Raw genomic sequence first — 22,827 nt, 5'->3', positions numbered from 1 at the left:
AGCGTCCCTGTTCCTGGTGCCCCTGTTCCTGGTGTCCCGGTTCCTAGCGCCCCTTGTACTCGGGCGTGCGCCGCTCCACGAAACTCGCCACACCCTCGTTCGCGTCCCGCGTGGTCATGTTGATCTCCTGGGCGGCAGCCTCGGCGGCGAACGCGGTGGCGCGGTCGGAGTCGAGTGAGGCGTTCACCAGCTGCTTGGTGAGCGCGAGGGCCCTGGTCGGTCCGGCGGCCAGCCGTTCCGCCCACTCCCGGGCGGTCTTCTCCAGCTCCTGCGCCGGGACGACCCGGTTGACGAGCCCGAGCCGCTCCGCGTCCGCGGCCGGGAGCGAGTCGCCGAAGAACATCAGCTCCTTGGCGCGGTGCGGCCCGATCAGCCGGGGCAGGAGGTACGCCCCGCCGCCGTCCGGGACGAGTCCGCGCCGTACGAACACCTCGATGAACGTGGCCGGTTCGGCGGCGAGTACGAGATCGCAGGCGAAAGCGAGATGGGCGCCGATGCCGGCGGCGGTGCCGTTGACGGCGGCGATGACGGGCTTCTCGCAGTCGAGTACGGCTCCGACGAGGCGCTGAGCCCCCAGCCGTATCGTCCGCGCGACGTCCCCGGCGATCCGCTCACGGCCGGGCGGCGGCGTACCGCGCAGATCGGCACCGACGCAGAAGCCCTTGCCGGTGGCGGTGATGACGACGGCCCGTACATCGGGGTCGGCGGAGGCGGAGGCAAGCAGCGAGATGACCCGTTCCCGCTGGTCCCATGTGACGGCGTTCATGGCCGCGGGGCGGTTGAGGGTGATCCAGGAGACGCCGTTGTCAGTGCTGTGCAGTACCAATGATTCAACGGGTTCTTCGGGGGAGGAAGTCATGGGGGAGAAGCTCCGTCTCTTACGGCCGACGACGTGGTGGAGGTGGCCGACGTGGTCGTGGTCGAGGTCAGTGCCGAGGCCGATGATGTGGTCGATGACGTGGTCGAGGTGGGCGCCGCGATCACGTGCCGCTCCAACTGCACCGGCCCCAGAGGCTTCACGTGCCTCATCAGCCTCATCAGCCTCATCAGCCTCACCGGCGTCACCGACCTCACCGGCACACGGCGAGTGCGTCCAGCGCCACCGCGCCCTGCCCGCGCGGCAGCACCATCAGGGGGTTGATGTCCAGCTCCGACAACTCGTCGCCCAGCTCGAGCGCCATCCGCTGGACCCGCAGCACGACCTCGACCAGGGCGTCCACATCCACCGGCGGGCCGCCGCGTATGCCGTCCAGGAGGGCGCGGCCGCGCAGTTCACCGAGCATCGCGCGCGCCTGGTCCTCGCCGAAGGGGGGTACGCGTACGGCCGAGTCGTGCAGGACCTCCACCAGCACACCGCCCAGGCCCACCGTCACCGTCGGGCCGAACAGCGCGTCCTGGGTGACCCCGACGACCATCTCCACACCTCGCTCGACCATCTGGCAGACCAGGATTCCGTCCAGGTCGACGTTCTCGTAGCGGGCGATGTCGGTCAGGTCGCGATAGGCGTCGCGCACCTGGCTGGCCGAGGTCAGCCCGACTTTGACCAGGCCCAGCTCCGTCTTGTGGGCGAGCTGCGTCCCGGAGGCCTTCATGACGACCGGGTAGCCGACCAGGCCGGCCGCCCGCACCGCGGCCGCCGCGCTGGTCACCAGCTGCTCGCGCGGCACGCGGATGCCGTACGCCCGAAGGAGCTGCTTCGCCGCGTGCTCGCTCAGCTGCTTGCCCGGGCGCATCAGTGCCTGCGCCTTGCGGAAGGAGGGGGACGGGGTGCGCGGCGCCTCGTCGAAGGGGGAGAGGTAGCCGGTGGCGAAGCGGTGGTGGTCCAGATAGGCGCGGACCGCGGTGATGCAGTTGGCGAAGGTACGGAAGGTGGCGACGCGCGAGGACCCGAGCAGCGTCTCGCGGTACGCCGTCTCCGTGCCCACCGGCGACCCCCACACCACGCACACCAGCTTGTCCGTGGCCTCCGCCGCGTCCGCCAGGTCCTGCGCGAGCTTGTCGCTCATCGGCGGGAAGGGGCCGGTGATCGGACAGATCAGCACCCCGACCGCGGGGTCGGCCAGGAGCGCGTCGATGATCTTGCGCCCGCGCCAGTCGCCCACAGGGTGCCCGCCGTTGTCGACGGGATTCGCCACACTCAGGTACTCCGGTATCCATGTGTGCAGCTCAGCCTGCTTGGCCGCGGAGAGTTCCGGCAGCTCCAGCCCGGCAGCCGTGGCCAGGTCCGAGAAGTGCGCGCCCGTGCCGCCCGAGATCGAATAGACGACGACCCCGTCGGCGAGGGGCTTTCGCGCCCGCGCCAACAGGGCGGAGGTGTCCTGGAGTTCGTCGAGCCCGTCCACCCGGATCACGCCGAACTGCCGCATCGCCGCGTCCACCACCTGGTCGGCGCCGGTCAGCTTGCCGGTGTGCGAGGCGGCCATCCGCGCCCCGGTCTCGGTGCGTCCGACCTTGACCGCGACGACCGGCACCCCGCGCCGCGCGGCCCGGTCGGCGGCGAGCAGGAAGGAGCGCCCGTCCTTGAGCCCCTCCACATAACAGGCGATGGCCCCGACTTCCGGCCGCTCGGCGAAGTACGAGATGAAGTCGGCGGTCTCCAGATCGGCCTCGTTGCCCGTCGGAGCCCAGTGGGAGAGCCGTACGCCCAGCTCCTGCAGGGTGAAGACGGGCCGCCCCTGGTGTCCCGACTGGGTGATCAGGGCGATCGCCGGGCCGTCGAGGTCGTCGCGGAACTTCTCGAAGGCGTTGAGGTTGGTGTTCGGCCCGAGCAGTCGCAGTCCGGAGCGTTCCACCGCGGCAGCCAGCCGTGTCTGGGCCGCCGCCCCCTGCTCGCCGGTCTCGGCATACCCGGAGGCGAAGGCCACGGCGAACTTCACCTTGGCCTCGGCGAGTTCCTCGACGACCGGCAGCGGATCACCGACCAGCAGCACGGCGAGATCGACCTGCTCGGGCAGCTCGCGGACGGAGGGGTAGCAGGTCAGCCCGAAGACGGTGTCACGGGTGGGGTGCACGGGATACAGCCGCGCCCCGACGCGCTCGGCCCAGTCGATGAGCTGCCGGGTGATGCCGGTACGGGGCCGTCCCTCGGCGTCGGACGCCCCGACGACGGCGACGGAGCCCGGCCGAAAGAACCGGTCCAGATCGGGCACGGGCGCGTACAGCGGACGTCCGCTGACATCGAGGTCGCCGTCGGAGGCGGTGACCTCGGCCGTGTCATGGACGGCGTTGCGGGGATGCTCCCCGCAGGCCACCACTCGCGCGCGGAGGTCGGAGGTGAGGGTGCCGTGAGTAGATCCAAGCATCGCTGATCCCCGCTCCTGCTCGTTGGCCACGTATAGCTGACGCATAGTCAGATTACAGAACTGACGGCCTGTCAGGAACGGTCCTGCGGGCAAAGGCTGGCAGCGGGCGCGGATTTACGGGTTCTCGGGGCCGTGCGCACAGTTCTCACGGATGGCGCCGGCCGCCCACCGAAGGGCCGCCGTCTCCCTCCGTACCCAGGCAAGCGATCCGGCTATCCCCGGCCTTCGCCGCGAGGAACTGTTTCGGCCAGCCGGCCCTGCCGCGGACACTGCTGCCGCCACTGCCCCGCGCCACCTTCATTCGCGCGGCGCGGTACGGGCGAAGCCCCCAGGGGCCGGGGCAAGTGCCCGCGGCCCAGCGCGTGGACCACGCCCAAGGGGTCAGTTCGCGGACGCGGCCAGCTTCTTGGCGATCTTGCGTGCGTCGATCGCCAGCTCTCGGATCGTCCCGCTGATGGGGTTGGTGAACCCGGTGAAGTACAGCCCCGGCGCCTGCGCGGGTGACCGGCCGCCGTGGGCCGTCGGTCTGCCGCGGTCGTCCAGTACGCCGAGATGGCCGACCAGACCCTCCAGCGCCCGCCGGTAGCCCGTTGCCGCGATCACCGTGTCCGGGGTGATGCGGGTGCCGTCCGCCAGGATCACCTTGCCGGCATCGAAGGAGTCGAGCGCCGCGACCGGTTCGACCGTGCCGGAGCGGACCGCGTCGATCAGGCCCACGTCCTGGACCGGGATGGCGCCCTCTTTCACGCGGGAGTACAGACCTGTGTCCGGGCGGGGCAGGCCGCGGTCCGTGAGGTCGGGGACCGAGATCCTGCCTATGACGTCGCCCGCCCGGTCCACGAGGCGGACCGGCAGGCGGCGGACCAGGATGCCGGTGCGCTGGGCCGGCCAGCCCGCCGTCGAGCGGCGCACGATGTGCGGGGTCGTCCGCACGGCAAGGCGGACCCGCGCGGCGCCGCCCTCGACCAGGTCGACGGCGATCTCTGCGCCCGTGTTGCCGACGCCGACGACCAGGACGTCCTTGCCCGCGTACGGGGCGGGGTTGCGGTAGGCACCCGCGTGCAGCAGTTCGCCGGTGTAGGACTCCCGGCCCGGCCAGTCGGGCAGCTGCGGGGTGTGGTTGCAGCCGGTGGCCACCACGACCGCCCGCCCGGTCAGCTCGCGGCCGCCCGTCGCCTGCAGCACCCAGTCGGAACCCGAGGGATCGATCCGGGAGACCTCGACCCCCGTCACGATCTCCAGCTCATGGAACTCCGCGTACTTCTCCAGGTACCGGATCACATCGTCCCGGGACACCCAGCGCCCGAACGACCGGGGCATCGTGAGACCGGGCAGGCCGGACAGCTTCCGGGTCGTGTGCAGGTGCAGCCGGTCGTAGTGGCGGCGCCAGGAGGCGCCGACCGATGCGGACTTCTCCAGCACCACGGCCCGTACGCCCCGCTCCCGCAGCGCGGCGGCCGTCGCGAGACCGCCGGGTCCTCCGCCGATGATGTAGACGGGCCGGTCGTTCGTGCGGTCGATGTCCTTTTCGTCGGGCATGAATCGTGAGCGTAATCGCCCGATTACTTGATGGGTCTCAGTCAAGACGGGAATCGGTTGCGAATTCATCACGCACCCGAACCCCTTGCGTGGGGCCCGGCCCGTCCGCTGAACTGATGCATCGTCAGAAATAGTGGAACAGGAGGATGCGCATGACCGTCGCTTCCCGGTTCGACCTTCCCGAGGCCGACGACTTCACCCGCCCCTTCTGGGACGCCGCCGCCGAGGGGCGGCTGCTGATCCGTCGCTGCGGCGCATGCGCCAGGGCTCACCACTACCCGCGCGAATTCTGTCCGTACTGCTGGAGCGAGGATGTCGTCTGGGAGCGGGCGAGCGGCCGCGCCACGCTCTATACCTGGTCCGTCGTCCACCGCAACGACCTGCCGCCGTTCGGCTCCCGGGTCCCGTACACCGCCGCCGTCGTCGAGCTCGCCGAGGGCCCGCGGATGATGACCGAGGCCGTGGAGTGCGCGGAGGGGGAGCTGAGCATCGGGATGGAGCTGGAGGTCACCTTCCGCCGGGACGGCGGCGGCAACGGTGGTGTCGGCGACGGCGGGGTGGCCGTGCCCGTCTTCCGGCCGGCGCGCCCGCGGTCTCAGGGCCAGAGCAGCTCCGTTGCCCAGCCGTCCTCTTCGCGGCGGTAGCGCAGGCGTACGTGCTGCCGCCGCGCGTCGCCCTGGAAGAACTCGGCCTCGTACGGCTGCAGGGCGTAGCGCGTCCAGGTCGGTACGGGCGCGTCGGGCTCGGCCTGCGCCTGCTCCCAGGCGGCCTGTGAAACTCTTGCCAACTCCTCCTTCGAAGTGAGGAGTTCGCTCTGGCGGCCGGTCAGCGCGGCGGCCAGCGCACCCGTCGAGCGGGCGTGCAGATCGGCCTGGCTCTCGGTCGCCGGGGCCGGGGTCACCCGGCCCCGGATCCGGATCTGGCGGCCCTGTGCCGCCCAGTAGAAGCCGAGCGCGGCCTCGGGGTGCGCGGCCAGCTGCCGGCCCTTCGTGCTGGTGACGTGCGAGGCGAAGTGCCAGCCCCGCTCGTCCGCGTCGTGCAGCATCAGCGTCCGCAGGTCGGGGCGACCCTGGTCGTCCACGGTGGCCAGGGTCATGGTGTGCGGCTCGGGCTGGCCGGCCGCCACGGCCTCCGCGAACCACTGGTGGAACAGCGGTAGTGGTGCGCGGGGCGCGGCGGCCGGGTCGAAGGCGGGCAGGGCGGTGTCCCAGACCCGCTGCGCGTGCAGGAGCCTGCGGAACGTTTCCTGCTGGTCGTTGTCCATGCGGACATCCAACACTTTGTCGCTGCCTGTTGGTCCGTCGATCCCCGGTCTACCGGTTGCTTCCCGGCTTGGGCAGGGGGCGCGGTCGCGGGGCCGACCGCAGGGGCTTGGGCTGGACGAACGGCGAGGAAGTCCGCTGCGGCTTGCTCGGGAACTGGTTTCGCATCTGGTTCTCCGTCATCGCTGGGTGAATGTCACTCCATCTGAAGTACTTCAGGTGAAGTGGCGAGAACGTAGTACTACACTTGGAGTGGTGTCAAGGAAAAAGCTCGGCGGAGCGATGGAGGCGGACGAATGAGGCAGAACCTGGCCCGGCGCGCGGCGCTCGTGGACGCGGCGATCGAAGTCCTCGCCCGGGACGGCGCACGAGGGCTGACCTTCCGGGCCGTCGATGCCGCGGCGGACGTGCCCAAGGGCACCGCGTCCAACTACTTCTCCAACCGCGACGACCTGCTCACCCAGGCCGGGGGCCGCATCTACGAGCGGATGCGCCCGGACGAAGCAACGATGGAGGCCATGCAGGCCGGCCCGGCCACCCGCGCGCGGACCGCGGTGCTGGTGCGTGAAGTGGTGGAGCGTGTCTCCGCGTTCCGTACGGGATACCTCGCCCTGCTCGAGCTGCGGCTGGAGGCCACCCGCCGCCCCGAGCTGCGCGCGGTGCTCACCGCACGCGTCAAGGGGGACGTCGAGGAGAACGTCCACCACCATCTGGCGTCCGGACTGCCCGGCGACGCCGACGCGGTCAAGATGATCTACCTGGCCGCCAACTGGCTGGTGGTGGAGCGGCTGACGCTGCCCGATGTCTTCCCGGAGAAGGAGGCGGGCGATCTGATCACCGCCCTGGTGGAGCGGCTGCTCCCGGCGGACGAGGAGTGAGGAGAAGTGGCGAGGAGTGACGAGGAACGGGGGGCGGGGACGGGCGAGGGCCGGGACGGCCCCCCCGGGCTTCAGAAGGCGTACTGCTTGACCGGCACCGCGTGCGCCGCCTCCTGGACGCCCTCGGTGATCTTCTTCGCGATCAGGTTCTTCCAGGGCATGTACGGCAGCATCCGTAGCAGCGCCATCCGCAGGCGGAGTTTGTTCCTGGAGCCGACCGTCATCTCCTTGGCCATGCTCTCCGCGAACTTCTGGTTCAGCTCCACCCCCGGCCGCATCTCGCGCTCGTAGCGCTCGAACGCCACCGTGTGGTCGCCGTTCGCCGCCGCCAGTTCCCCCGCCAGGATGTACGCGCCGATCAGTGCGAGGCCGGTGCCCTGGCCCGAGGCGGGCGAGGCGCAGTGTGCCGCGTCGCCCAGCAGTACGACCCGCCCCTTCGACCAGCGGTCCATCTCGATCAGGCTGATGGCGTCGAAGTAGAAGTCGTCGGCGGCTTCGGCGTTGTGCAGCATCGTCGGAATCTGCCAGCCGTCGCCCGTGAAGGCATCGGCGAGGAGCTTCTTCTGCTGCTCCGCGTCCCGGTGGTCGTAGGACAGCTCGGGTGCGCCGAAGACGAACAGGTTCTTGGCACTGGTCTCGCCGCCCGAACTGTAGGCGCACACCAGCTTGTTGGGCAGTGCGTGGTACGTCTCCCAGCGGTCGAGGCCCAGGTCGTTGGGCGCGGTGAAGATGGAGATGTACGCCCCCAGGTGCCGCTTGAACTGCTTCTCGTCGCCGAAGGTGAGCCGACGGGTGTGCGAGTGCAGCCCGTCCGCGCCCACGACCAGGTCGAAGCGGCGCGGCTCGCCCCGCTCGAAGGTGACATCGACTCCGTCCGCGTCCTCGGTGAGGGTGGCGATCGAGTCGTCGAAGAGGTACTCCACGTCGTCGCGGGTGCGCTCGTAGAGGATGCGGGCGAGGTCGCCGCGCATGATCTCGTCGTCGCCGTCCACCCGGCCGCCGAAGAAGTCGGCGGGCATGGTGGCGATGGTGGTGCCGGCGTCGTCGACGTACGAACCGCCCCGCATGTCGGTGGAGGCGCGGCGTACGTCGTCCAGGATGCCCATCCGCTCGCACACGTCGATGGAAACGCCGCGCAGGTCCACCTTGTAGCCGCCGGGTCGCAGCTCGGGGGCCCGCTCGACGACGGTCGGGGTGAAGCCGTAGCGGCGCAGCATCAGGGCGAGGGCGGGACCGCCGATGCTCGCGCCGGAGATGAGGACGGTCTGGTTCCGGCGGCTGCTCTGCTGCTTGTTCTGCTTCTGCGTGGTGGTCATGGCATTGACTGTACGGGCGTCTCATACGCTTGTCTATGACGGCCGTATAGATTCTGGAGGGAATCCCTAACTCCGCCCCAGCACCACTGTTCCGGAGGAGCAGAACCAGCCCCCCGTGCCCGACGCGACCGCGAGTTCCGGAAGCCTGCCACCGGCCTTCCGTACCTGGCGGGCGCCCGCCTCCCCTCTCAACTGCCGTACCGCTTCCACGAGAAGGAACAGTCCGCGCATGCCCGGGTGGCAGGCGGAGAGCCCGCCGCCGTCCGTGTTCACGGGCAGCTCGCCGTCCCGCAGCAGCCGGCCCTTCTCCACGAAGGGGCCGCCCTCGCCCTTGGCGCAGAAGCCCAGGTCCTCCAGCGTCAGCAGGGTCATATAGGTGAAGGCGTCGTAGATCTCGGCGATATCGACCTCGGCGGGCGTCACGCCCGCGCGCTCGAAGGCCAGTCGGCCGCTCACCGCCGCGGGGGAGACCGTGAAGTCCTCCCACTCCGACATGGTGGTGTGCGAGACGTGCTCACCCGTGCCGAGAATCCAGACCGGGTCCTTCGCGCAGTCGGGCACGTACTCCTCCGCCGCGATCAGTACCGCGCAGCCGCCGTCGCTGCGGATGCAGCAGTGCAGCTTGGTGAAGGGGTCGGCGATCATCGGCCCGTCGAGTACGTCGTCGACCGTGATCGGGTCGCGGAACATCGCGTCCGGGTTGGCGGCGGCGTTCGCCCGCGCCTGCACCGCGACCGAGGCGAGCTGTGCCGGCGTGGTGCCGTACTCGTGCATATGGCGGCGGGCCGCCATCGCGTACTTGGCGACGAGGGTGTGTCCGTACGGCACCTCGAACTGGAGCGGTCCGCGGCCGCCGAAGGAGAGGTTGGAGGTGCGCCGTTTCGCCTTGATGTCGGCGCGTGCGGTCGATCCGTAGGCGAGGAGTACGGCATTGGCGTGACCGGCCGCGATGGCGTCGGCCGCATGGGCCGCCATGACCTCCCAGGTGGCCCCGCCGACCGCGGTCGAGTCCACCCATCGAGGCTTCAGACCGAGGTACTCGGCGACCTCGACGGGGGCGAGGGCGCCCAGGCCGGCCGAACCGAAGCCGTCGATGACCGAGCGGTCCAGGCCCGAGTCGGCGAGTGCGCGACGGGCGGCCTGGGCATGCAGGGCGTAGGGCGTGGGGCCGTCGACGCGGCCGCAGTCCGAGAGGGATATACCGACGATGGCGACTCTGCGCTGTGGGGTGGCCATGAATCTGACGGTACATCAGATAGCGTGGAGCGTATGGCCAGAAGTACTGCTGAAGACGTCGACGGCTACCTCGCCGAGGTGGTGGAGCCGGACCGGCTCACCGCGCTGGTGAGGATCCGGGAGCTGTGCCGTACGGAGCTCACGGACTTCGAGGAGGAGATGGCGTACGGCATGCCCACGTACCGCAGGGCGGGCGGCGCGGCGGAGATCGCCTTCGCCAACCAGAAGCAGTACCTCTCCCTCTATCTGATGCGATCCGACGTCAGGGAGTCCTTCGAGGCGCGGCTTGCGGGTCAGGACATGGGTAAGGGGTGTCTGCGCTTCCGGCGTACGGAGAAGATCGATTTCCATCTCGTACGGGATCTGCTGCGGGCGACCGCGGCGGCTCCCGGCGAGGTTTGCTGAGCGCGCCTCTGTGCATCTCCTCCGCCCGCGCCTAACATGACGGCCCGTCAGATCAGGGGTCGATGCCTCTGGGGAGGAGCCCGCCGATGGACGCCGCCTTCACCGCGGAGCAGGACGAGATCCGCCGCACGCTGCGTGAGCTGCTCACCAAACGATCCGGCCCCGACGAGGTCAAGGCCGCCGTCCGCACCGCCGACGGGTACGACCCCGTGCTCTGGGCGCAGCTGTCCGAGCAGCTCGGCCTGCCCGGGCTCGCCCTGCCGGAGTCGTACGGCGGTGTGGGCTGCGCACTCACCGAGCTGGCCCTCGCCTGCGAGGAGACGGGGCGGGCGCTGCTGCCCTCGCCGCTGCTCGCCACGGCGGGGCTCGCGGCGCCGCTGATCACCGCGCTCGGGACCGCCGAGCAGCGCCAGGAGCTGCTCCCGCACCTCGCGGACGGCTCGCTGACCTGCGCACTGGCCGTGCCGGGCGGCAGTCTGGCGCTGGCGTTGGGGCTGACCGGCGACAACGCGTCGGGGGAGTGGGCCGGGGGCGGCCGGGCCGGCGGAGTCCAGGCGCGGCCCGGCGACGGTGGGGGGTGGCTGCTGTACGGGGAGGCGGTCCAGGTCCTCGACGGGCACAGCGCAGGACTGCTGGTGGTCGCCGCCCATACGGGTGGTTTCGCCCGCAGCCGTCCGCTCCTGTTCCTGGTCCGGGCGGATACGGCGGGGCTGTCGCGCACGCGGCAGACCTCACTGGACGAGACGCGTCCACAGGCCCGGCTCGAACTGCGGAACTGCGCGGCGGAGTTGCTGGGAAGCGACGATGCGGCCGATGTGCCGGGGGCGCTGGCAACCGCCGGGGCCGGGGCTGCCGCGCTGCTCGCGGCCGAGGCGGTCGGGGCGGCGGCCTGTGCGCTGGACCGGACGGTGGAGTACGTCCGCGCCCGCGAACAGTTCGGCCGGGCGATCGGCTCCTTCCAGGCGGTCAAGCACCGGCTGGCCGATCTGTACGTACGGGTGCAGGCCGCTCGCTCGGCGGCGTACTACGCGGCGTGGGACCCGGGCGAGGGCGGCCTGGCCCTGGCGGCAGGTCTGGAGGCGCTGAGGGTGGTGACCGGCGAGGCCATCCAGCTGCACGGTGGCATCGGCTTCACCTGGGAGCACGAGGCGCACCTCTACTTCAAACGGGCGGCCGCGGACGAGCTGCTCTTCGGCCCGGTCCACCGGCTGCGCGCCCATGCGGCCGAACGGGCGGGACTCTTCGTATCCACGTCTCCGTCTGTGCCCCCGTCTCCGGCCCTGTCCCCGCACCGGCCCTGTCCCCGCACCCGTCCGGGTCCCCGCACCCGTCCGGGTCCCCGCATCCGTCCGGGTCCGCGCATCCGTCCGGGTCCCTGCCCCCGTCCGGGTCCCCGCCCCCGTCTGCCTCCGCGTCCGGACCGGAAGCGGTGGCCGTCTGATGGCTCCTGGCGTGCGGCTGATCCAGAAGGTGTCGTCGACCCGGGTCTTCGCGAAGATCGCGCCGCATTTCATCCCGGCGCTGGACCGCGCGGTCCATCGCCTCACGCGGGGAAAGGTGCTGCTCAGCGCGCAGATGCTGCCGGGTGTCATCCTCACCGCACGGGGTGCGAAGAGCGGCCTGCCCAGAGTCACCCCACTGGCGTGCATGCCGGAGGAGCCGGGCACCTGGATCCTGATCGGCTCCAACTTCGGCCGCCCGGGCCATCCGTCCTGGACGTCCAACCTGCTGAAACACCCCGACGCGGAGGTGAACTGGAAGGGGACGGACATCCCGGTACGGGCGGTCCTGCTGGAGGGCGAGGAGCGGGAGGCGGTGTGGCGTGCGGCGCTGACGTTCTGGCCGCCGTACGCGACGTACCAGTCAAGGGTGACCCGCGAAATCCGCCTTTTCCGCCTCACCCGCCGCTGACCCGCCCGGCTCGCCGCGGAACGGGGGCCAAGCCAGGCCGAAGCAACCGGGCCGTGCCGTATGTCCAGCACCGGCCGGCTGCGGCCGCCGGTGCTCGGCCTGGGCCGTGATGACCTCCGGCAGGGCGTCGCGGTACCCCGCTTCTGCGAGCCGCTCGACGCCCCTCCGGTGGAGCAGGGCGCAGGCGGAACGAGGGGCTACAGGGGGCGGACCATTTCCGCTTGTGGACCCTTCGGGCCCTGGGTGACCTCAAACTCCACCCGCTGGTTCTCTTCCAAGCTTCTGTATCCGTTGGTCTGGATGGCTGCGAAGTGCACGAACACGTCTGCGCCGCCATCGTCCTGGCTGATGAAGCCGTACCCCTTATCGGCGTTGAACCACTTCACAGTTCCTGTTGCCATCGGTCCCGTCCTTCGTTCGGTGCTACGGCGCAATCTGGGCCCGCCGGGCGCAGCCCAATCGAGCAGGCTCCGGCACTTGATCCTTTCCTCCCGCCGTGGCGAAATCCGCCATCCTCCCTGGGCCTCACCCGCGGGGATGAATCTCAGCGCTACTTCCTGTACCCCAACGACTCACACCCGTGAACGGCCGGCGCAAAGCTGCCGCCCTTCGCGCTGCGCCCGAGCCCGGGAGGGCGAGGCGAGGATCGAGTGGCCCTCGGCCCCGGCACAGGCGGCGCGAAGCTGCCGCGCGCCGACGCGGTACGGCCGCCCGGATTCTGCGACGCGGATTGTGCGACCCGGATTCTGCGGCGCGGATTGTGCAACCGGGACTGCGGCGCAGACTCCGCCGCATCGCCCGCCGGCGGTATGGGTGTGCTTCGCATCCCCGCAACTCCAGGCGCGGGCGGGTGGGGAGAGAACCCCCGGAAACGGGAGCGCCGACGGCGGTCACCAAGAGGGGACCGCCGTCGGCGTGACAGGACTTGGGGGTAATCCGCAGCGCGCGCGGCTACTTCGTCGGCTTCTTGCCCGTGATGCCCAAATGGACCAAAAGTGCCAGATTCGGCTTCAGTTCGTTCTGCTTCACACCCCAGGTCGTGAACCCCTTCTGGTGCGAAGCCACCGCCGCCAGCATGGCCACCAGCGAGCCGGCCATCGCCGCAGGGCTGACGTCCTTGTCGACCTTGCCCTTGGACTGGAGTTCCTTCACCGATTCCGTAAGGGAGTTGGTCACGGAGTTGAGGATCTTCATACGGATCTTGTAGAACCGTTTGTCCCCCTCCGCCGCGCCGAGGTCGACGACCCGGAGGATCGCGTCGTGGCGACGCCAGAAGTCGAGGAAGCCCTCGACCAGTTCCTCCGAGGTCTGCCATCCCGCCTTGCCGACCCAGGAGCGGCCGGAGACCAGTGCGGTCAACCCCGCACCCTCCTTGGCCATTTCCTCGGCGATCTCGAGGACCGCGCCCTCGACGTCCGGGAAGTACTGATAGAAGGTCGCGGGTGAAGTGCCCGCCTTCCGGGCCACGTCGATGACTTTGACGTCCCGGTACGGCGAGGAGCTGAGCATCTCGCTGAGGCAGTCGAGCAGCTTCTGCCGCGTCGCCTGGCCGCGTCGTCCGGCCACTCGGCCGTCGACGGTGCGTACTTGTCCTGTCATGCCGTCAGCTTACCGAGGGGTGATCGGCGCGCGATTCGGCCGACTGCAAATGGGGTGCAGCAATAGTCTTATCAACAGCCTGTGGACAACTTCTGTGCACAACTCAACGAATCTCGGCCTGGTGAGCGGCCTCAGATCGGGATAATTGCGCACATGTTCGAATTAAATCTCTGCACCCCGCGTGCTGCGCCGTTAGCTTGAATGTGACGGGCGCCATATCCCGTATCAGGGAAGGAAGGTCCATGGCCGCATTCACAGAGGGCATGCCGTGCTGGGTGGACGCATTGCTCCCCGATGTCGAGGCGGGCAAGCGCTTCTACGGCGAGCTCTTCGGGTGGACGTTCGAGGAGCGGGAAGGGCGCTATGTCGAGGCCCTCAGTGACGGAAAACTGGTCGCCGGTCTTGCGCCCAAGCGGGACGGCCGGATGCCCACCGTCTGGGGTGTCTACTTCGCCACCGCCGACGCCGCCGCGCTCAGCAGGAAGATCAGGGACGCCGGCGGCCAGGTGATCACCGCCCCGCTGCCGGTGGCCAACATGGGGACGATGGCGGTCGGCGTGGACCCGGGCGGTGCGGTCTTCGGGCTCTGGCAGGGCGGCGACCGGCCCGGCTTCGAGAAGCAGGACGAGCCCGGCTCCTTCTGCTGGACCGAGGTGTACACCCGCGACAAGGAGCGGGTCGACGCCTTCTACGAGTCGGTCTTCGGCTTCCAGGGGACGGATCTGCCCGACGCCTCCATCGACTTCCGGATGTGGTCGCCCGCCGGTACGCAACCGGGGGACGACACCGCGATCGGCGGGCGCAGCGTGCTCACCGACGCCTTCCCTGCCGAGATGCCCGGGCACTTCCTCATCTACTTCTGCGTGGAGGACTGCGACGAGGCCGTGGCGGCGGTCACCCGTCTCGGCGGCCGGGTTCAGGCGCCGCCGTTCGACATCCCGTACGGGCGCATCGCGGTGCTCACCGACAACCAGGGCGCTGTGTTTGCCGTACTCGCCGAACCCAAGGCGGCCTGAGCATGGCTTGAACGCGTCCTGAACACGGCCTGCAGGACGCGGGGTTGAGCGGCTCGCCGCTCCTCCCCCCGCATGCGCCGATTGTTGCAGCGCCTCCTCCTGCACCTGGCGTTCCGTGGCCGAACGTGACGACATGGGCAACCCCAAGTGGCCGGCACGCGCCAGGACTGCCCCCCAGGGCGCCGGGAGGCGCGTATCCGGAGGCGAAAACCGCTCCGCACCCCCCTGACCGTGCCCGAAACCGGGTGAGACACCCCGATCCGCCCCCGGGTTCGCAACCGCCGCCTCCGACAGGAAGAATCAGGGTGCGCACCGCTGAGGGTCTCGGTGGTGAGACGCTGCACGGGGCTGGAATTTGACGGGCTCCATATGTACTGGGGCCCGTACGGGGAGGTGGCAGGCACGTGATGGAGCAGCTGACGCAGCATGACCCGAGACGGATCGGTCCGTTCGAGGTGCTGGGCCGGCTCGGCGCCGGTGGCATGGGACTGGTCTATCTCGCCCGGTCGGCGTCCGGCCGCCGGGTGGCGATCAAGACCGTGCGCACCGAGCTTGCCGAGGACCAACTGTTCCGTGTCCGCTTCACGCGTGAGGTGGAGGCGGCCCGCGCCGTCAGCGGTTTCTACACGGCCGCCGTGGTGGACGCCGACCCGCGGGCCGCGGTGCCCTGGCTGGCCACTGCGTACGTCCCCGCCCCCTCCCTCGAGGAAATAGTGAACGAGTGCGGGCCGATGCCGGCCCAGGCGGTGCGCTGGCTGGCGGCCGGCATCGCCGAGGCGCTGCAGTCCATCCACGGCGCCGGGCTCGTCCACCGCGACCTCAAGCCGTCGAACGTGCTCGTCGTGGAGGACGGGCCGCGCGTCATCGACTTCGGCATCGCCTCCGGCGTCTCCAACACCCGCCTGACCATGACCAATGTCGCGGTGGGCACGCCCGCGTACATGTCGCCCGAGCAGGCGCGCGACTCCCGCAGCGTGACCGGCGCGAGCGACGTCTTCTCGCTCGGCTCCACGCTGGTCTTCGCGGCGACCGGGCACGCCCCCTTCCACGGCGCGAATCCGGTCGAGACCGTTTTCATGCTGCTGCGCGAGGGCCCGGACCTGGAGGGCATGCCGGACGAGCTCCGGCCGCTGATCGATTCCTGTATGCAGATGGAGGCGGGGCTGCGGCCCACGCCCGAGGATCTGCAGGCACAGCTTGCCCCGCATCTGTTCTCCTCCGGCAGCGACGACAGCGGGACGGCCTCCGCATGGCTGCCGACGCGGGCCACGGCGATGATCGAGCAGCGCCGCGGCGGCGGCCGGGTCCCAGCCGCGACACCGGCGCAGCGCCCTGCGGAGCCCGCTCCGCCGGTCCCGCAGGCGCCGCCGCAGCCCCCTGTCAGGCCGCCGGCCGCGGACTGGGACTCCGCCTGGCGCGGCGGCAGTGACCCGCGTACGGGCCAGGCTTCGCCGTCGCCCGTCCCGGACTCGCCCGCGGCGGCCGGACCGGTACGGCTGCCCGGCTCCAAGGTGCCGATCGGCCCGGGCCCCCGGGTCGCGGACGCCGGCCGGGGCGCCCCCGAGGCCGGTCCCGCGACCGGCTGGATCCGCCCGCCTTTCGGGCTGAACGGCGCCGAGGCCGCGACCAGTGCCGTACCCGCCCCCGTACCGTCACCCGCGCCGCCGCCGCTGCCCTCTCCCCCGCCGTCCCCGGACGGGGCCGCCGGACACTGGCGGCCGTGGCGTTTCCGGATGTCGAACGACGTCTGGGGCACCCCGGTGGTGGACGGTGATCTGCTGTACGTCACCTCCTTCGAGGTGCACGCGCTGGACGTCGGCAGTGGCCGGCGCCAGTTCAAGACCAGGGACGTGGCGTGGGCGATGGCCGTCGCCGGCGGCCGTATCCACGCCTCGGACGGACCGACGCTGTACGCCCTCGACGCGGCGAGCGGCAGCGAGCGGTGGCGCCTGCAGACCGACGCCTGGGTGTACTCCCTCAAGGTGGACCGCGGCACGGTCCTGACCGGGACGCGCGGCGGCGGCGTACAGGCCTGGGAGGCCTCCAACGGCGAGAAGCTGTGGGAGGTCACGGGGGCCCAGACGGACTTCGAGACCCCCGAGGCCGGGCCCGCGATCTTCGACGACACGGTGTACGTGTGGAAGGACGCGAGGCTGCGCGCGCTGGAGTCGCGTACGGGCGTCGAGCGGTGGTCGTACCCGATCGGTGACGCGGCGTCCTGCGGCAACGTGCCTGTGCGGGTGCATCCCGCGCCCGACGGCTATGTGTATGTCGCGGCAGGCACCCGTGTCCTCGCCATCGACATCGCGAACGGCCGGGTGCGCTGGCACTTCGAGTCGCCCGCGGTATTCCTCTCGCCGCCGGTCTTCGCACCCGGCCCGGCCGTGACGGGCGGCGGCGTCTATCTGGCCGACTACCTCGGCACGGTGTACGCCCTGGACGCCACGACCGGCAAGGACCGCTGGCGCATCGCCACCGAGTCGCGCCAGTCCATCGAGCCGGTCCTGGTCGCCGGCGGCAACATCCATGTCGGCAGCGGCAGCGCGCTCTACACGCTGGACGCGGTGACGGGCACACCCATGTGGCGGTTCGCGGCGGGCGGCGAGGTCATCGGGAGCCCGGTGGTCGCCGACGGCCGGGTCCACTTCGGCTCCGCGGACCATGTGCTGTACACCCTGGACGCGAGCGGCGGGCAACTGCGCTGGAAGCTCGCGACGGGCGGCGAGATCACGGGCTCCCCGGTGGCGCGGGGCGGCGTGGTGTACGCGTGCAGCAAGGACCGCTGCGTCTACGCGCTGGACGCGATCAAGGGCACGGCGACGGGCCGCGGAACGCCGGGCGGCGGACGCTAGAAGGCTCGTGCGGGGCGCGGCCGGGGCTCGCACGGGTGCGCGCCCTGCGGGGTCTGGCGGGGCCGGGCCCTGGTGGCGACGCGCACCCACCGGGCGTAGCGTCGTGATCGAGAGCGGAACGGCGAAGGGAGTCCGCTGATGATCCGCAACATCATGGGCTCCCTCCTCGCTCTCGCCGGAGCGGCGGCCGTCGTATTCAGCCCCTTCCGTGACTGGTACGACGGCCGTCAAGGACGCGACTACCGCGTCCAGGACCTCTTCAACGGCATCACCGGGACTGCGGCCGGACTCGCGGCCTCGCTCCTGCTTCCCTTCGCCTTCGCCGTGTTGGTGACCCTGGTCGGCCTCCTCCTGCGCTCGCGCCTCCTGGTTGCGCTCTCCGGAGTGATCGTGCTCGGTTTCACCGTCCTGTGGATGGTCCGGCAGGGCCAGGCCGAGGGCATCCTGACGGTCGGCGGCAGCGGCGACGAGGGACTTGGTGTCGGTGTGGGGATCGCCTTCGGCGGCGGGGTGCTGCTGCTCATGGCCGCGCTGGTGATGAGCGGCCGCGGCGAGCCGGCCTACGCCGAGCCGCCGCCTCACGAGCCGCCCTACGAGCAGGCGTACGGGCAGCCCTACGAGCCCTACGAGCCGTCGCACGGGCAGCCCCACGAGCCGACGTACGGGTCGCCCTACGAGCCGCCCCACCGGCCGGGCGACACCGCGCCCCCGGCAGCCCCGCCGCCGGACGAGACGCCGCCGCAGCCCTGGGACCCCTTCCCGCCCCACCGTGGTTGAGTGGCTGCCGTCTTGGGACAGAATCGGGAACTGGAGGCTGATCAACCGCTGCTAGGGTGACGTGCGCTCGTCAAATCGGGCCCCACTCCACCACACCTTCAACGGGGGTTGAAACGTGAAGATTCGCCATGTCCGCGCCATTGCTGTATTCGGCATTGCAGTCGTCGCCCTGACCGGAGCCCGTGGCTCCGGCGGCGGTGGCTGCGACAACAACAGCAGCGGAAGCAGCAGCAGTAGCAGTAGCAGCGGCGGCAGCACGAGCGGCGGCAGCAACGACAGCGGCAGCAGCTCCAGCACCGGCGGGTCCATCGGCTCCGTCACCGGCGGCTCCAGTGCGCACAAGGCCGAGCGCGACGTCAGGATCGACGAGTGCAAGCTCGACAGCACCGGCAAGAACCTCACCGCGAAGATCACGGTCACCAACAATGACTCGCTGGCGTACGCCTACGACGTGAGCCTGCAGTTCAAGGGCGGCATCGGCGACCCCGCGGTCAACACGGCGATCGCCAAGGTCGACAACCTCCAGGTCGCGGCCGGCGGTTCCGCGTCCGGCGTGGCCACCACTCCGTACACCGGCACCACCAACGGCGCCGAGTACAAGAAGTGCGAAGTCATCAGCGCCAGCCGTACCGCGAGCTGACCGGGGCTCCGCCCCGGACCCCGCGAGGTGTCCGCCGGCAGCCAGGGCGCTCCTTCCGCAACACGCCCTACCGCAGCCGGTAACTCCCCCTGCCCCGCCCGCTCGTGAAGAGCTCGGCCTGCCGCTCCGGCGGCAGGTTCCCGAGCGCGATCAGGTGCGGGGCATGGGCGAGTGCCTGGGCCCGCGCCGCCTCCTTCGCCGACCACACCGCCCGTACGGTGCCCTGTACGGCCTCGGTCGGGTACGACGCCACCACCGCCGCGGCCCGCAGCGCGGCCGCCGCCGCCTCGCCCGGTTCCGTCAGCTCCGAGACCAGACCCGTCTCGTACGCGCGCCGGGCCGAGAGCCGCTCCGCCGTCCCCATCAGCGCCATCCGCGCCACCTCGCCGAACGGCATCCGCTGCGCCAGGAAGATCGTCTCGTACGCGCTGACCATGCCGTACGTCGTATGCGGGTCGAAGAACTCCGCCTCGTGCGACGCGAGGACGAACTCGCTCTCCCCGATCAGATAGAACGCCCCGCCGCAGGCCATCCCCTCCACGGCCGCGATCACCGGCTTCCACAGGTCGTTCGCCTTCGGACCGATCGCGATCAGCGGATCGTCGATCGTGTACGGCGAGGAGGGCTGCGGCACTTCGGCCGAGCGGTCGATGCCGGTGCAGAAGGCCTTGCTGCCCGACCCGGTGATCACCACGGCCCGTACGGAGTCGTCGTAGCGGAACTGCCGCCAGGCGGCCGACAGTTCACCTGCCGTCGCCGTGTCGATCGCGTTGTGCTTCTCGGGGCGGTCGAGCGTGACCAGCGCGACGCCCGTCTCCTTGTCCGCCTCCACCCGGATACTCATGCGCGCTCCAGCAGCCAGCGCGGGACGGTGAGGTCACCGAGGCGCGTGAACGCCACCTTCACCCCGGCCCCGATGCGCAGCCGTGCCGGGTCCACGGAGTTCAGCGGCGCGTCCGGCGCGGCGACCACATTGCCGGCCAGCCGGATGCGCGGTGCGTCCAGCAGCTCGACGACGACCGCGTTGTACGGCGCCTGGGCGGCGTACGCGGGCAGCAGCGGCGGATGGGGGAGTACGTACGACCAGATGCGGCCGCGCCCGCTCATCCTGTGCCACTCGCTCGCGAACGACCGGCAGTGCGGGCAGCAGGGCCGGGGCGGGAAGCGCAGCTCGCCGCAGCCGGGTCCGGCGCAGGCCTGAACGCGCAGTTCGCCCTGGGCGGCGTACTCCCAGAAGGGTGCGCCGTCGTCGTCCGGGACCGGCAGAAGCAAGGCGTCGGTCATCTCAACTCCTCAGCAGAACGGCCGACGTGGGCACGCCCTCGCCGGCGGTGACCAGACAGGTGGCGGCGTCCGGGACCTGGGCGGTGCTGGTGCCGCGCAGCTGTTTCACGCCCTCGGTGATCAGGTTGAAGCCGTGTACGTACGCCTCCGAGAGCCCGCCGCCGCCCGTGTTGAGAGGCAGCCGGCCGCCGATCTCCAGGGCCCCGCCCTCGGTGAACGCCGCGCCCTCGCCGCGGCCGCAGAAGCCGTAGCCCTCCAGCGAGAGCGGGACGAGCGGGGTGAACGCGTCGTAGATCTGCGCCACGTCCACGTCCTGCGGCCCGAAGTCGGCGGTCTTCCACAGGTGTCTGGCCGCCGTCCAGGCGGGCCCGGTGAGCGGGTCGTCGTTCCAGTAGTTGACCATCCCGTGGTGCTGGGCGGGCAGGCCCTGGGCGGCGGAGTGGAGGTACACCGGCCGCTGCCGGCAGTCGCGGGCCCGCTCGGCCGAGACGATGACGCAGGCCAGCGCGCCGTCCGTCTCCAGGCAGTTGTCGAAGAGGCAGAGCGGCTCGCTGATCCAGCGGGCGGTCATATACATCTCACGGGTCAGCGGCCGCTCGTACATCACCGCGGCCGGATTCTGGTTGGCACGGTTGCGGCAGGCGAGGGCGACATTGAAGAGATGGTCCCGGGTGGCGCCGTACTCGTGCATATAGCGCCGGGCCAGCATCCCGATCTCGTCGGCGGGCCGCAGGAGTCCGAAGGGGCGGGTCCACTGGGCGGGGGTGGGCAGCTGAACCGCCGTGTTCTTCCAGGGCCTTGGTCCGGAGCCGCGTTTGCGGGAGCGCCAGGCGACACCGACGCTCGCCTGGCCGGTGGCGATCGCGCCCGCGAGATGGGCGAGGGTGGCGCAGGAACCGCCGCCGCCGTAGCCGACCTTGGAGAAGTAGGTCACGTCGCCCGCGCCGATGGCCTTGGCGATCTCGACCTCGTCGGTCTCCTCCATCGTGTACGAGGCGAAACCGTCGACCTCGGACGGGTCGATCCCGGCGTCGTCGAGCGCGGCGAGAATGGCCCGGCACGCCAACGTCTTCTCGGAGTCCGGGAGTTGTTTGGCGAACGGGGTCTGCCCTATCCCGGCTATCGCTGTTGCGTCCCTGAGCGTCGCCACCGCTGCCTCCGCGATCGTCATGACTGCTGACAGCGGGGAAGGCTACAGCTAATCTGACGGATAGTCAGCTAAGTTGGCGGGACCGGTGGGAGGGCGAGCGATGCGCGGCGACCTGGAATGGGGCACCATCCCGAAGCTGGTACGGAGCGCTGCCGAACGGTACGGCGGGCGCGAGGCCGTCGTCGAGGGCCGTACCCGCATCTCGTACGCCGAACTGGGCGAGCGGGTCGAGCGTGCCGCCGCCGCGTGCATGGCGTCCGGCGTCGAACCGGGCGACCGGGTCGCGCTCTGGGCGCCGAACACCCTGGACTGGATCGTCTCGGCGCTGGGTGCGGTGACGGCCGGGGCGGTTCTGGTGCCGCTGAACACCCGCTTCAAGGGCGGTGAGGCGGCGTACGTCCTCCAGCGCAGCCGCGCCAGACTGCTCTTCATCACGGGCACGTTCCTGGGGACGTCGTACGTCGCGTCCCTGCGCCGCGCGGACGTGGACCTGCCGCACCTGGAGGAGGTGGTGGTGCTGGCGGACAGCGCTCCCGAGGACTTCCGTACCTGGAAGGACTTCCTGGCGGGCGGTGACAGCATCCCGGCGGCCGAGGTCCGCACCCGCGCGGACTCGGTGGTCCCCTCCGCGCCCTCGGACATCGTCTTCACCTCGGGCACCACAGGCAGCCCCAAGGGCGCCGTCATCACCCACGCGCAGACACTGCGCTGCTACGACGCCTGGAGCGAGCTCGCCGGACTGCGCGAGGGCGACCGCTATCTGATCGTGAACCCCTTCTTCCACACCTTCGGCTACAAGGCGGGCATCATCGCCTGTCTGACCCGGGGGGCGACGATGGTGCCGCAGCCGGTCTTCAACGTGGACACCGTGCTGGCCAATATCGCGGCCGAGCGGATATCGGTGCTGCCCGGACCGCCCACCCTCCACCAGTCCCTGCTCGACCACCCGGCCCGCGGCCGGCACGATCTGAGCGCGCTGCGTCTCGTCGTCACCGGTGCGGCGGTCGTCCCCCTCCGGCTGGTCGAGCGGCTGCGCGGCGAACTGGGCATCGCCACCGTCCTCACCGCGTACGGCCTCTCCGAGGCGAGCGGCATCGTCACCATGTGCCGCCGCGGCGACGATCCCAGAACGATCGCCTCCACCTCCGGCCGCGCCATCCCCGGTACAGAGGTCCGCGTGCTCGCGGACACGGGCGAGCCGGGCGAGGTCCTGGTACGCGGACACAACGTGATGCAGGGCTACTTCGAGGACCCGGACGGCACAGCCCGGACGATCACGGAAGACGGCTGGCTGCGCACGGGCGACGTCGGCGTACTGGACGGGGAGGGAAATCTCCGGATCACCGACCGGATCAAGGACATGTTCATCGTCGGCGGGTTCAACGCCTACCCGGCGGAGATCGAGCAACTGCTCGGGCTGCACCCGGAGATCGCGGAGATCGCCGTCATCGGCGTCCCGGATCCGCGGCTCGGCGAGGTGGGAAAGGCGTACGCGGTACGGCACCGGGGCGCGACCCTCACGGCGGACGATCTGATCGCCTGGTCGCGCCGGGAGATGGCGAACTACAAGGTGCCGAGGGAGGTGGAGTTCGTGAGCGAGCTGCCGAGGAACGCGAGCGGGAAGGTCCTGAAGACGGAACTGCGGCGGGTTTCCGGCTGA

General features: G+C 70.7%; 20 protein-coding genes and 1 pseudogene. 10 read left to right on the top strand and 11 right to left on the bottom strand.

What is annotated here, in order from left to right; all coding sequences use genetic code 11:
• Positions 1–43: 43 nt before the first annotated feature.
• From OG883_RS29040 to OG883_RS29030, 3 genes are all read right to left on the bottom strand, one after another.
• Complete coding sequence (locus OG883_RS29040) at positions 44–859, bottom strand: enoyl-CoA hydratase/isomerase family protein (protein ID WP_266546751.1); 816 nt, start codon at positions 857–859, stop codon at positions 44–46.
• A 211-nt stretch (positions 860–1,070) separates the two neighbouring features.
• The gene (locus OG883_RS29035) at positions 1,071–3,302 is read right to left on the bottom strand and encodes an acetate--CoA ligase family protein (protein WP_266546749.1); all 2,232 of its coding nucleotides are present in this window, start codon (positions 3,300–3,302) and stop codon (positions 1,071–1,073) included.
• A gap of 381 nt (positions 3,303–3,683) precedes the next feature.
• Positions 3,684–4,841: an NAD(P)/FAD-dependent oxidoreductase gene (locus tag OG883_RS29030; protein ID WP_266546747.1), complete on the bottom strand. Its 1,158-nt coding sequence runs from the start codon at positions 4,839–4,841 to the stop codon at positions 3,684–3,686.
• Between the two features lie 152 nt (positions 4,842–4,993).
• Between OG883_RS29030 and OG883_RS29025 the strand changes: the two genes are divergently transcribed.
• Positions 4,994–5,485, top strand: a complete 492-nt coding sequence (locus tag OG883_RS29025; RefSeq protein WP_266546745.1) for a Zn-ribbon domain-containing OB-fold protein — start codon at positions 4,994–4,996, stop codon at positions 5,483–5,485.
• Here OG883_RS29025 and OG883_RS29020 read toward each other — a convergent pair.
• Positions 5,437–6,105, bottom strand: a complete 669-nt coding sequence (locus tag OG883_RS29020) for a pyridoxal 5'-phosphate synthase (protein WP_266546743.1) — start codon at positions 6,103–6,105, stop codon at positions 5,437–5,439. The genes OG883_RS29025 and OG883_RS29020 overlap by 49 nt on opposite strands.
• A gap of 294 nt (positions 6,106–6,399) precedes the next feature.
• Between OG883_RS29020 and OG883_RS29015 the strand changes: the two genes are divergently transcribed.
• On the top strand, positions 6,400–6,981 hold the full coding sequence (locus tag OG883_RS29015; protein WP_266546741.1) for a TetR/AcrR family transcriptional regulator: 582 nt from the start codon (positions 6,400–6,402) through the stop codon (positions 6,979–6,981).
• A 71-nt stretch (positions 6,982–7,052) separates the two neighbouring features.
• Here OG883_RS29015 and OG883_RS29010 read toward each other — a convergent pair whose 3' ends face one another.
• Positions 7,053–8,297 (bottom strand): FAD-dependent monooxygenase, encoded by a 1,245-nt coding sequence (locus tag OG883_RS29010; protein ID WP_266546739.1) that lies wholly within the window; start codon positions 8,295–8,297, stop codon positions 7,053–7,055.
• A 66-nt stretch (positions 8,298–8,363) separates the two neighbouring features.
• On the bottom strand, positions 8,364–9,533 hold the full coding sequence (locus tag OG883_RS29005; RefSeq protein ID WP_266546737.1) for an acetyl-CoA acetyltransferase: 1,170 nt from the start codon (positions 9,531–9,533) through the stop codon (positions 8,364–8,366).
• 33 nt (positions 9,534–9,566) lie between these two features.
• Between OG883_RS29005 and OG883_RS29000 the strand changes: the two genes are divergently transcribed.
• From OG883_RS29000 to OG883_RS28990, 3 genes and pseudogenes are all read left to right on the top strand, one after another.
• Positions 9,567–9,938 (top strand): iron chaperone, encoded by a 372-nt coding sequence (locus OG883_RS29000; protein WP_266546735.1) that lies wholly within the window; start codon positions 9,567–9,569, stop codon positions 9,936–9,938.
• An 86-nt stretch (positions 9,939–10,024) separates the two neighbouring features.
• Positions 10,025–11,182: pseudogene (locus OG883_RS28995) on the top strand (acyl-CoA dehydrogenase family protein); the annotation flags it as partial.
• A gap of 196 nt (positions 11,183–11,378) precedes the next feature.
• Positions 11,379–11,849, top strand: a complete 471-nt coding sequence (locus OG883_RS28990; protein ID WP_266549538.1) for a nitroreductase family deazaflavin-dependent oxidoreductase — start codon at positions 11,379–11,381, stop codon at positions 11,847–11,849.
• A 197-nt stretch (positions 11,850–12,046) separates the two neighbouring features.
• Here the strand turns inward: OG883_RS28990 and OG883_RS28985 are convergent, their stop codons facing one another.
• Both OG883_RS28985 and OG883_RS28980 read right to left on the bottom strand, forming a co-directional pair.
• A complete protein-coding gene (locus OG883_RS28985; protein ID WP_266546733.1) occupies positions 12,047–12,250 on the bottom strand; it encodes a cold-shock protein in 204 nt (67 codons plus the stop codon).
• A gap of 550 nt (positions 12,251–12,800) precedes the next feature.
• Positions 12,801–13,448, bottom strand: coding sequence for a TetR family transcriptional regulator (locus OG883_RS28980; protein ID WP_266546731.1), 648 nt, complete (start codon positions 13,446–13,448; stop codon positions 12,801–12,803).
• A 242-nt stretch (positions 13,449–13,690) separates the two neighbouring features.
• Here OG883_RS28980 and OG883_RS28975 point away from each other — a divergent pair, with 242 nt between their 5' ends.
• The 4 genes from OG883_RS28975 (at position 13,691) to OG883_RS28960 (ending at position 18,733) form a co-directional block, all read left to right on the top strand.
• Positions 13,691–14,464, top strand: coding sequence for a VOC family protein (locus OG883_RS28975; RefSeq protein WP_266546729.1), 774 nt, complete (start codon positions 13,691–13,693; stop codon positions 14,462–14,464).
• 407 nt (positions 14,465–14,871) lie between these two features.
• Entirely contained in the window at positions 14,872–17,316 is a 2,445-nt protein-coding gene (locus tag OG883_RS28970; protein ID WP_266546727.1) for a PQQ-binding-like beta-propeller repeat protein, read from the top strand.
• A gap of 138 nt (positions 17,317–17,454) precedes the next feature.
• Positions 17,455–18,093: a hypothetical protein gene (locus OG883_RS28965; RefSeq protein ID WP_266546725.1), complete on the top strand. Its 639-nt coding sequence runs from the start codon at positions 17,455–17,457 to the stop codon at positions 18,091–18,093.
• A 115-nt stretch (positions 18,094–18,208) separates the two neighbouring features.
• Complete coding sequence (locus OG883_RS28960) at positions 18,209–18,733, top strand: hypothetical protein (RefSeq protein WP_266546724.1); 525 nt, start codon at positions 18,209–18,211, stop codon at positions 18,731–18,733.
• Between the two features lie 67 nt (positions 18,734–18,800).
• Here the strand turns inward: OG883_RS28960 and OG883_RS28955 are convergent, their stop codons facing one another.
• From OG883_RS28955 to OG883_RS28945, 3 genes are read right to left on the bottom strand one after another with little or no spacing between them, the layout of a single operon-like run.
• Positions 18,801–19,577, bottom strand: a complete 777-nt coding sequence (locus OG883_RS28955; RefSeq protein ID WP_266546722.1) for an enoyl-CoA hydratase/isomerase family protein — start codon at positions 19,575–19,577, stop codon at positions 18,801–18,803.
• Positions 19,574–20,017 (bottom strand): Zn-ribbon domain-containing OB-fold protein, encoded by a 444-nt coding sequence (locus OG883_RS28950; protein WP_266546720.1) that lies wholly within the window; start codon positions 20,015–20,017, stop codon positions 19,574–19,576. Before OG883_RS28950 ends, OG883_RS28955 begins: the two co-directional genes overlap by 4 nt.
• 1 nt (position 20,018) lies before the next feature.
• Positions 20,019–21,167, bottom strand: a complete 1,149-nt coding sequence (locus OG883_RS28945) for a lipid-transfer protein (protein WP_266549536.1) — start codon at positions 21,165–21,167, stop codon at positions 20,019–20,021.
• A gap of 100 nt (positions 21,168–21,267) precedes the next feature.
• Here OG883_RS28945 and OG883_RS28940 point away from each other — a divergent pair, with 100 nt between their 5' ends.
• Positions 21,268–22,827: a FadD3 family acyl-CoA ligase gene (locus OG883_RS28940; RefSeq protein WP_266546718.1), complete on the top strand. Its 1,560-nt coding sequence runs from the start codon at positions 21,268–21,270 to the stop codon at positions 22,825–22,827.

The sequence above is a fragment of the Streptomyces sp. NBC_01142 genome, from assembly GCF_026341125.1.
Lineage (GTDB): Bacteria > Actinomycetota > Actinomycetes > Streptomycetales > Streptomycetaceae > Streptomyces.
The sequence above is the reverse complement of the archived record's forward strand: the minus strand, read 5'-3'. Positions and strand labels throughout refer to the sequence as shown.